Source organism: Thauera aminoaromatica S2 (assembly GCF_000310185.1).
Lineage (GTDB): Bacteria > Pseudomonadota > Gammaproteobacteria > Burkholderiales > Rhodocyclaceae > Thauera > Thauera aminoaromatica.
The window spans coordinates 1-8,753 of the sequence record NZ_AMXD01000148.1; the positions used below are offsets into that span (position 1 = coordinate 1).

The window sequence follows — 8,753 nt, forward strand, 5'->3', positions numbered from 1 at the left end:
GACATCCTCTGCGCTGGTCCGCGCAGGGCGAGGGCGATCTCGGCGCACGCATGGCGGGCGCGGCGCGGCGGGTGCTTGCCGGCGGCGAGCGCGTGCTGCTGATCGGCACCGACTGCCCGGCGCTCGACGCAGCCTGCCTGCGCACCGCGGCCGAGGCGCTCGACGAGGTCGAGGCGGTGATCGTGCCGAGCTTCGACGGCGGCTACGTGCTTCTCGGCCTGCGCCGCTTCGACCCGAGCCTGTTCGAGGGCATCGCCTGGAGTACATCGACGGTCGCGGCGGCGACCCGGGTGCGCCTCGATGCGCTGGCGTGGTCGTATCAGGTGTTGCCCGCGCTGCAAGACATCGACGTCCCGGCCGACCTCGTCCATCTTCCATCCGCCGGATGAAGCCGGGGCAAGCCGGGATCCGCCGGTGCGGGCCGGCTTTTGCGGCACAATCGGGTTCCCGATCCCACGAAGGAGAATCCCCATGGACTTCCATCCGCTGCTGCTTTTCGTGCACGTCGCCGGCGTCGTCGTCTGGGTGGGCGGGATGTTCTTCGCCTACGTCTGCCTGCGTCCCGAGGCCGCCAGCCAGCTCGAGCCACCGCCGCGCTTGCGGCTGTGGCGCGGGGTGCTGGCGCGCTTCTTCACCTGGGTGTGGGTTGCGGTGGCTGCGGTGCTGGCGAGCGGGTTGGCGTTGCTGCTGCGCATCGGCTTCGCGGCGGCGCCGCCGCACCAGCACCTCATGTTGCTGATGGGCCTGGTGATGATCGCGATCTATGTGTTCGTCTATTCCGTGCCCTACGCAGCCCTGAGCAAGGCGGTCGCGGCCGAGGAGTGGAAGGCGGGCGGTGCGGCGCTCGGGCGTATCCGGCAGCTGGTGGGGACGAACCTGACGCTCGGCTTCCTCACCATCGCCATGGGTACGATCGGGCGCTGGCTGGGCTGAGCCGCAGCGCCCGTTCGCGGCGGGGCGGTGGCCACCCATGCACACCGCTCGTCGCAACGGCCGGATCGGGGAGAACCCTGATCCTGACGCTGCGTGCTTTGCCGGCCGGCCCGGCCGGTGCAACAATCGACCGGCATGCTCGGTGCCGAGCCGGCCCGGCAGTCCCCCGGCCCACCCGTTCCTCAATCCCGGCAGCACCCGACGGAGATCGAAAAATGAACAAGACCCGACTTGCCCTCGCCCTGCCTTTCGCCCTCGCGACGCTCGCCAGCGTGGCGGCGGCCCCCGCGGCTGCACAGACCGTGCGCTGGGCGGCGGCCGGGGACGCGCTGACCATGGACCCGCATTCTCAGAACGAGGGCCCGACCCACGTCATGAACCACCAGGTCTACGACTCGCTGGTGTTCCGCGACCAGGCCATGAAGCTGGCGCCGCGGCTGGCGACCGCGTGGAAGATCACCGAGGACCCCAACGTGTGGGAGTTCAAGCTGCGCGAGGGCGTGAAGTACCACAACGGCAACCCCTTCACGGCCGACGACGTGGTGTTCTCCATTCAGCGTGCCAAGCACGAGAACTCGGACATGAAGGGCCTGCTCACCAGCGTGGTCGAGGTGGTGAAGGTCGACGAGCACACCGTGCGCATGCGCACCGACGGCCCCAACCCGCTGCTGCCCAACAACCTGACCAACCTCTTCATCATGGACCGCGAGTGGTCCGAGGCGAACAAGGTCATGCTGCCGCAGAACTACAAGGCCGGCGACGAGACCTTCGCGGTGCGCAATGCCAACGGCACCGGTCCCTTCCGGCTCGTGAAGCGCGAGCCCGACGTGCGCACCGAACTCGAACGCAACGAGGACTACTGGGGCAAGGGGACCTATCCCATGGAGGTGGCCAAGGTGGTGTTCACCCCGGTGCGCTCGGCCGCCACCCGGGTCGCGGCGCTGCTCTCGGGCGAGGTCGATTTCCTCCTCGACCCGCCGGTGCAGGACCTCGAGCGCCTGTCCGCGGCCAAGGGTATCGTGGTGCGCTCCGGGCCGGAGAACCGCACGATCTTCCTCGGCATGAACCAGGGCGCGGCGGAGCTGCGCAGCGCGGACGTGAAAGGCAGGAACCCCTTCGCGGACAAGCGCGTGCGCGCGGCGATGAACATCGCGATCAACCGCGACGCGGTGAAGCGCGTGGTGATGCGCGGCCAGTCGGTGCCCGCCGGCATCGTCGCGCCGCCCTTCATCGACGGCTACGACAAGGCGATGGACGTCGTGCCGGCGCCCGACGTCGCGCGCGCCAAGGCGCTGCTCGCCGAGGCCGGCTACCCGAACGGCTTCGCGGTGACGCTGTCCTGCCCCAACGACCGCTATGTGAACGACGAGGCCATCTGCCAGGCGGTGACCGGCATGTTCGGCCAGATCGGCGTCAAGGCGCGGCTGGACGCACGGCCCAAGAGCATCCACTTCGCCGAGCTGCCCAAGGGCGAGCTCGACCTCTACATGCTCGGCTGGGGTGTGCCGACCATGGACTCGCACTACGTCTTCCATTACCTCTACGAGACCAGGACCGACAAGGGCGGCTCGTGGAACGTGACCGGCTATTCCAGCGCGAAGGTGGACGAGCTGACCAAGGCGATGAACCGCGAGATCGACCTCGGCAAGCGCGCCGGCATGGTCGCCGAAGTGTGGAAGACGGTGCAGGACGACGTCGTCTACCTGCCGATCCACCATCAGATGCTGAACTGGGCGATGAAGGACGACATCGACTTCCCGGTGCAGTCGGAGAACTATCCCTACTTCAAGCTGTTGAAGTACAGGAAGTGATGACCCGCGGGATCGCGACTTGCGTCGCTCCTACAGAAAGCTCACCGGACGCGACGACCGCCCTGTAGGCGCGACGCCAGTCGCGATCCCCCGCTCCCCCGCCCGCGATCACGCTCCCATCCCCTCCCTCGCACCCCGCATCCAACTCCTCACTCCCGCTCCCCCGAATGCCCGCCTTCATCCTGCGCCGCCTGCTGCAGTCCGTCCTCGTCATGCTGACGGTGGCGCTGGTCTCCTTCGGGCTGTTCCGCTTCATCGGCGACCCGGTGAACAACATGGTCGGTCAGGAGGCGACCATGGCCGAGCGCGCGGCGCTGCGCGAGTCGCTCGGCCTCGACGACCCGGTGCCGGTGCAGTTCCTGCGCTTCGTCGTGAATGCGGCGCAGGGCGAGTTCGGCGTGTCCTACCGCATGGCGCGGCCGGTGGCCGACGTGATCGCCGAGCGCCTGCCGGCGACGCTGGAGCTGGCGCTGATCTCGGGCTTCGGCGCGCTCGCGCTGGGGATCGCGCTCGGCGTGTATACCGCGCTGCGCCGCGACGGCTGGCTGAGCCACGCGATCATGAGCCTGTCGCTGGTGGGGGTGTCGCTGCCCACCTTCCTGATCGGCATTTTGCTGATCTACGTGTTCGCGGTCGAATTGAAGCTGCTGCCCGCCTTCGGCCGCGGCGAGGTGGTGGACCTGGGATGGTGGACAACCGGGCTGCTGACCACCTCGGGGCTGAAGTCGCTGGTGATGCCGGCGATCACGCTCGGCCTGTACCAGCTCACGCTGATCATGCGCCTCGTGCGCGCCGAGATGCTCGAGGTGCTGCGCACCGACTACATCAAGTTCGCCCGCGCGCGCGGGCTCACCGACCGCACGGTGCATTTCGGCCACGCGCTGCGCAACACCCTGCTGCCGGTGATCACCATCACCGGGCTGCAGATCGGCTCGATCATCGCCTTCGCCATCATCACCGAGACGGTATTCCAGTGGCCGGGCGTGGGCCTGCTCTTCATCACCGCGGTGCAGTTCGTCGACATCCCGGTGATGGCGGCCTACCTGGTGCTGATCGCGCTGATCTTCGTCGTCATCAACCTGATCGTCGACCTGCTCTACTTCGTCGTCGATCCGCGCCTGCGCGTGCAGCGCACCGGGCGCGGGCAGTGAGCGCCCCCGGAACCCCGGAACCCAGCATGAGCACCGAATCCCCCACGCCCACCACCGCTGCCGCACCGCGCGGTGCGCTCGCACGCCTGCTCGACAGCGACCTCCTGCACGGCTTCCTCCGCTCGCCGATCACCGTGCTCTCGGCCTTGATCGTGCTGGCGATCCTGATCGCCGCGTTGCTCGCGCCGGTGATCGCGCCGCAGAACCCCTTCGATCCCGCCACGCTGAACCTGATGGACGGCTTCAGCCGCCCCATGCAGGCCAACGCGTTCACCGGCAACGTGTATTGGCTGGGCACCGACGCGCAGGGGCGCGACCTCTTCTCGGCCATCCTCTACGGCTCGCGGGTGTCGCTGCTGGTCGGTTTCGCGGCGGTGGCCTTCGCCGCGGTGCTCGGCATCGCGCTCGGGCTGATCGCCGGCTATCGCGGCGGCTGGGTGGACAGCCTGATCATGCGCATCGCCGACGTGCAGCTGAGCTTCCCGGCGATCCTGGTGGCGCTGCTGATCTTCGGCGTGTTCAAGGGCGTGGTGCCGCCGGCGCTGCACGACAAGGCGGCGATCTACGTGCTGATCCTGGCGATCGGCCTGTCGGACTGGGTGCAGTACGCGCGCACGGTGCGCAGCTCCACGCTGGCCGAGCGCAACAAGGAATACGTGCAGGCCGCGCGCGTGATCGGCGTGCCGGCGCCCACCATCCTGCTGCGCCACATCCTGCCCAACGTGATGGGGCCGGTGCTGGTGATCGCCACCATCGGCCTCGCGCTGGCGATCATCCTGGAGTCGACGCTGTCCTTCCTCGGCGTGGGCGTGCCGCCCACCCAGCCCAGCCTCGGCACCCTGATCCGCGTCGGCCAGGACTACCTGTTCTCGGGCGAGTGGTGGATCGTGTTCTTCCCCGGGCTGACGCTGCTGCTGCTCGCGCTGTCGGTGAACCTGCTCGGCGACTGGCTGCGCGACGCGCTCGACCCGAGGCTGCGCCGATGAACGTGCCGCACATCGACCGGATGAACGCCGGTGGCGACCTGCCGCTGCTGTCGGTACGCAACCTGCGCGTGGAATTTCCCCGCCGGCGCGGGACGCTGGTGGCGCTCGACGACGTCTCCTTCGACATCGCGCGCGGCGAGGTGCTCGGCGTGGTGGGCGAGTCGGGTGCGGGCAAGTCGCTCACCGGCGCGGCCATCATCGGCCTGCTCGAGCCCCCCGGGCGTATCGCCGGCGGCGACATCCTGCTCGATGGCGAGGCCATCCACGCGCTGCGCGGCGAGGCCATGCGGCGCCTGCGCGGACGCCGCATCGCGATGATCTTCCAGGATCCGCTCACCAGCCTGAACCCGCTATATACGGTGGGCGAGCAGCTGGTCGAGACCATGCTGACCCACCTCGACCTGACGCCCGCCGCCGCGCGCGAGCGCGCGCTCGCGCTCCTCGACGAGGTCGGCATCCCGGCGCCGGCGCAGCGCATCGACCATTACCCCCACCAGTTCTCCGGCGGCATGCGCCAGCGCGTGGTGATCGCGCTCGCCTTGTGCGCCGAGCCCGAGCTGATCATCGCCGACGAGCCCACCACCGCGCTCGACGTCTCGGTGCAGGCGCAGATCATCGCGCTGCTGCGTCGCCTGTGCCGCCAGCACCGCACCGCGGTGATGCTGATCACCCACGACATGGGCGTGATCGCCGAGACCGCCGACCGCGTCGCGGTGATGTACGCCGGGCGGGTGGTGGAGATCGGGCCGGTGGCCGAGGTGGTGCGCGCTCCGGCGCATCCCTACACCCGCGGCCTGATGGGCGCCATTCCCGTGCTCGGCGCCGAGGTCGAGCGCCTGGTGCAGATCGACGGCGCGATGCCGCGCCTGGATGCGATCCCGTCCGGCTGCGCCTTCCATCCGCGCTGCACCGAGGCCAGCGCGCGCTGCCGCGTCGAGCGCCCGGAGTTGCTGCCGGCCGGCGCCACGCGCGCGGCGTGCTGGTTGTACGCGCCGGCGCGCGAGAACACCGACGGAGGCCCGCAGTGAGCATCATCGAGCGCGCGCTCGCCAAGGCGAAGCAGGAGGACCGCGCCGCGGTCGAGCAGGCCGAGGGCCTGGTGCATCGGCCGCAGGCCGGGCAGGACGCGCAGGGAGCGGTCGCGGAGCGGACGGGCGATGTGGCGGACCATCCCGCCGTGGCGGCCGCGGTCGAAGCCGAGATCGAGCCCGCAGCGCTTGCACCGGCGCCGGCTGCGGCTGGCGCGCGCCGTGTGCGCGATGCGCGTGCCGCGGCGCCGCTGCTGTACGTCGAGGACCTGCGCTGCGCCTTCGACGTCTCCCGGCCCTGGCTCGAGCGGGTGCTCGCGCGCGAGCCGCGGCGCTGGCTGCGCGCGGTCGATGGGGTCTCGTTCGCGATCGGGCGCGGATGCACCTTCGCGCTGGTGGGAGAGTCGGGCTGCGGCAAATCCACGGTCGCGCGCCTGATCGTCGGCCTCCATGAGCCCTCGGCCGGCCGCATCGTCTTCGACGGCCGCGACGTGGCCGAGGTGCGCGGGAGCGCCGAGCGCCAGCAGCTGCGCAGCCGCTTCCAGATGATCTTCCAGGACCCCTACGCCAGCCTCAACCCGCGCTGGCGCGTGGAGCGCATCATCGCCGAGCCGATCCGCGTGTTCGGACTGGAGCGGGACGAGGCGGCGATCCGTGCGCGCGTGGCCGCGCTGCTGGGCCAGGTCGGCCTGTCGCCGGCCGACGGCGCGAAGTATCCGCACGAGTTCTCCGGTGGGCAGCGCCAGCGCATCTGCATCGCGCGCGCGCTCGCCAACCGGCCCGAGTTCCTCGTCTGCGACGAGCCGACCTCGGCGCTCGACGTGTCGGTGCAGGCGCAGATCCTCAACCTGATGCGCGACCTGCAGGACGAACTCGGGCTCACCTTCCTGTTCATCAGCCACGACCTCGCCGTGGTGCGCCACATGGCCGACGAGGTGGGCGTGATGTACCTCGGCCGCATCGTCGAGATCGCCGCCAGCCGCGCACTGTTCGAGCGCCCGCGCCACCCCTACACGCGCATGCTGCTGGCGGCCATCCCCGACTTTTCCCGCCGTGGTCGGGGCGACGATGCGGTGCGTGGCGAGGTCCCCAACCCGATCACCCCGCCATCCGGCTGCAGCTTCCACCCGCGCTGCCCGCTCGCAGACGCGCGCTGCCGGGGCGAGGCGCCGGTCCTGCGCGAGCTCGACGACGGCCGGCGCGTGGCCTGTCATGCGGTGGAGGAGGGGCGCGACACGATCGAGGCGGGCGCGGAGATCTGCACGGAGGTGTCATGAGCGGCGGTACGAGCGAGGCGGCGCGCGCCGAGGTGCGCGTGGAGGAAGCCGGCGGCAGGACGCTCGCCGTGGTCGTGGGCGGCGGCGGTGGGGTGGGCGCGGCCGTGGTCGCCGCGTTGCGCGAGGCGGGTGGCCACGACGAGGTCCTTGCCCTCGGGCGCCGGAGCAGCCCCGCGCTCGATCTGCTCGACGAGGCCTCGATCGCCGCCGCGGCCGCCGCGGTGCGTGCGCGCGGCGTGCCGACCCTGGTCTTCGACGCCACCGGTTTCCTCCATGGCGCGGGCATGGAGCCGGAGAAGAGCTGGCGCGAGCTCGATGCGGCCCACCTGGCGCACGCGTTCGCGATCAACGCGATCGGCCCGGCCCTGCTGATGAAGCATTTCCTGCCGCTGCTGCCGCGCGACCGCCGCGCGGTGTTCGCCACGCTGTCGGCGCGCGTGGGCAGCATCGGTGACAATCGGCTCGGCGGCTGGTACGCCTACCGCGCCTCGAAGGCGGCGCTCAACCAGCTGGTGCGCACCGCCGCGGTCGAGCTGCGCCGCAGCCGGCCGCAGGCGATCTGCGTGGCGCTGCATCCGGGCACGGTCGACACCGGGCTGTCGGCGCCCTTCGCCAAGTCCGGGCTGCAGGTGCAGGCCCCCGCCGAGGCGGCGGCGCGCCTGCTCGGGGTGATCGAGGGCCTCGGGCCGGGCGACTCGGGCGAATTCTTCGACCACCGCGGCGAACCCGTGCCGTGGTGACCGCCGCGCCGCCGCGGCGCTTTCAGGGACCAGGGATGAACGCACAGGAACAGGAACACATGTGGTCCACCCGGTATCGCAGCGCGGGCGAGGACTACGTCTTCGGCACCACCCCCAACCGCTTCCTCGCCGCACAGGCGGCGCTGCTCGCAGCCGGCGCCAGCGCGCTCTCGGTGGCCGACGGCGAGGGGCGCAACGCGGTGTGGCTGGCCGAGCAGGGGCTCGCGGTGACCGCCACCGAGATCTCCCCGGTGGCGCTGGAGAAGGCGCGCAAGCTTGCCGCCGGCCGCCATGTCGAGGTCGACTTCGTGCTCGCCGACGCGGTCGAGTGGGACTACCCGGAGGCCGCCTTCGACTTCGTGGTGGCGATCTTCATCCAGTTCGCCGACCCGGCGCAGCGTGCGCGCATCTTTGCCGGCATGGCGCGCGCGTTGAAGCCGGGCGGCCACCTGATCCTGCAGGGCTACACGCCGCAACAGCTCGAATACCGCACCGGCGGCCCGTCCGCGGTGGAGAACCTGTATACGGCCGCACTGCTGCGCGAGGCCTGCGCCGGGCTCGACATCGTGCATGTGCAGGAATACGAGGACGTGCTGGAGGAGGGTGTGGGCCACAAGGGGCGTTCGGCCCTGGTCGGCCTGGTCGCGCGCCGTCCGCCCGCGCTGGGGGAGGGGCGCCGATGAACGCGATGCGCGCCGTACTCACCGGACACAACCGCGGCCTCGGCGAGGCGGTCGCCGCGGAGCTGCTCGATCGCGGCATCGCGGTGCTCGCGCTCGCACGCCGCAGCAATCCCGCGCTCGCCGCCCGCCACGGCGAGCGCCTGC

9 protein-coding genes are annotated in these 8,753 nt (G+C 70.9%); all 9 read left to right on the plus strand.

The features are described from left to right. The coding region (locus C665_RS16565; RefSeq protein ID WP_004323221.1) for a TIGR04282 family arsenosugar biosynthesis glycosyltransferase at positions 1-389 on the plus strand (389 nt) is incomplete at its 5' end. A gap of 82 nt (positions 390-471) precedes the next feature. After that, entirely contained in the window at positions 472-933 is a 462-nt protein-coding gene (locus C665_RS16570; RefSeq protein WP_004323223.1) for a CopD family protein, read from the plus strand. A 215-nt stretch (positions 934-1,148) separates the two neighbouring features. Beyond that, on the plus strand, positions 1,149-2,744 hold the full coding sequence (locus C665_RS16575) for an ABC transporter substrate-binding protein (RefSeq protein WP_004323225.1): 1,596 nt from the start codon (positions 1,149-1,151) through the stop codon (positions 2,742-2,744). A gap of 167 nt (positions 2,745-2,911) precedes the next feature. Further along, positions 2,912-3,895, plus strand: a complete 984-nt coding sequence (locus C665_RS16580; RefSeq protein WP_004323227.1) for an ABC transporter permease — start codon at positions 2,912-2,914, stop codon at positions 3,893-3,895. Between the two features lie 26 nt (positions 3,896-3,921). After that, positions 3,922-4,881 (plus strand): ABC transporter permease, encoded by a 960-nt coding sequence (locus tag C665_RS16585; RefSeq protein ID WP_004323229.1) that lies wholly within the window; start codon positions 3,922-3,924, stop codon positions 4,879-4,881. Beyond that, on the plus strand, positions 4,878-5,909 hold the full coding sequence (locus tag C665_RS16590) for an ABC transporter ATP-binding protein (RefSeq protein WP_004323232.1): 1,032 nt from the start codon (positions 4,878-4,880) through the stop codon (positions 5,907-5,909). Before C665_RS16585 ends, C665_RS16590 begins: the two co-directional genes overlap by 4 nt. Beyond that, a complete protein-coding gene (locus C665_RS16595; RefSeq protein WP_004323234.1) occupies positions 5,906-7,186 on the plus strand; it encodes an ABC transporter ATP-binding protein in 1,281 nt (426 codons plus the stop codon). Before C665_RS16590 ends, C665_RS16595 begins: the two co-directional genes overlap by 4 nt. After that, a complete protein-coding gene (locus C665_RS16600; RefSeq protein ID WP_004323235.1) occupies positions 7,183-7,926 on the plus strand; it encodes an SDR family NAD(P)-dependent oxidoreductase in 744 nt (247 codons plus the stop codon). The genes C665_RS16595 and C665_RS16600 overlap by 4 nt, the downstream gene beginning before the upstream one ends. A 59-nt stretch (positions 7,927-7,985) precedes the next feature. Continuing rightward, positions 7,986-8,609 (plus strand): class I SAM-dependent methyltransferase, encoded by a 624-nt coding sequence (locus tag C665_RS16605; RefSeq protein ID WP_004323243.1) that lies wholly within the window; start codon positions 7,986-7,988, stop codon positions 8,607-8,609. The last annotated feature ends 144 nt before the right edge of the window (positions 8,610-8,753 follow it).

What these genes read in the sequence shown, in the direction of transcription:
- C665_RS16590 (WP_004323232.1), top strand. Translation starts at nt 4,878, where the DNA reads ATGAACGTGCCGCACATCGACCGGATGAACGCCGGTGGCGACCTGCCG.
- C665_RS16570 (WP_004323223.1), top strand. Translation starts at nt 472, where the DNA reads ATGGACTTCCATCCGCTGCTGCTTTTCGTGCACGTCGCCGGCGTCGTC.
- C665_RS16580 (WP_004323227.1), top strand. Translation starts at nt 2,912, where the DNA reads ATGCCCGCCTTCATCCTGCGCCGCCTGCTGCAGTCCGTCCTCGTCATG.
- C665_RS16605 (WP_004323243.1), top strand. Translation starts at nt 7,986, where the DNA reads ATGTGGTCCACCCGGTATCGCAGCGCGGGCGAGGACTACGTCTTCGGC.
- C665_RS16575 (WP_004323225.1), top strand. Translation starts at nt 1,149, where the DNA reads ATGAACAAGACCCGACTTGCCCTCGCCCTGCCTTTCGCCCTCGCGACG.
- C665_RS16585 (WP_004323229.1), top strand. Translation starts at nt 3,922, where the DNA reads ATGAGCACCGAATCCCCCACGCCCACCACCGCTGCCGCACCGCGCGGT.
- C665_RS16600 (WP_004323235.1), top strand. Translation starts at nt 7,183, where the DNA reads ATGAGCGGCGGTACGAGCGAGGCGGCGCGCGCCGAGGTGCGCGTGGAG.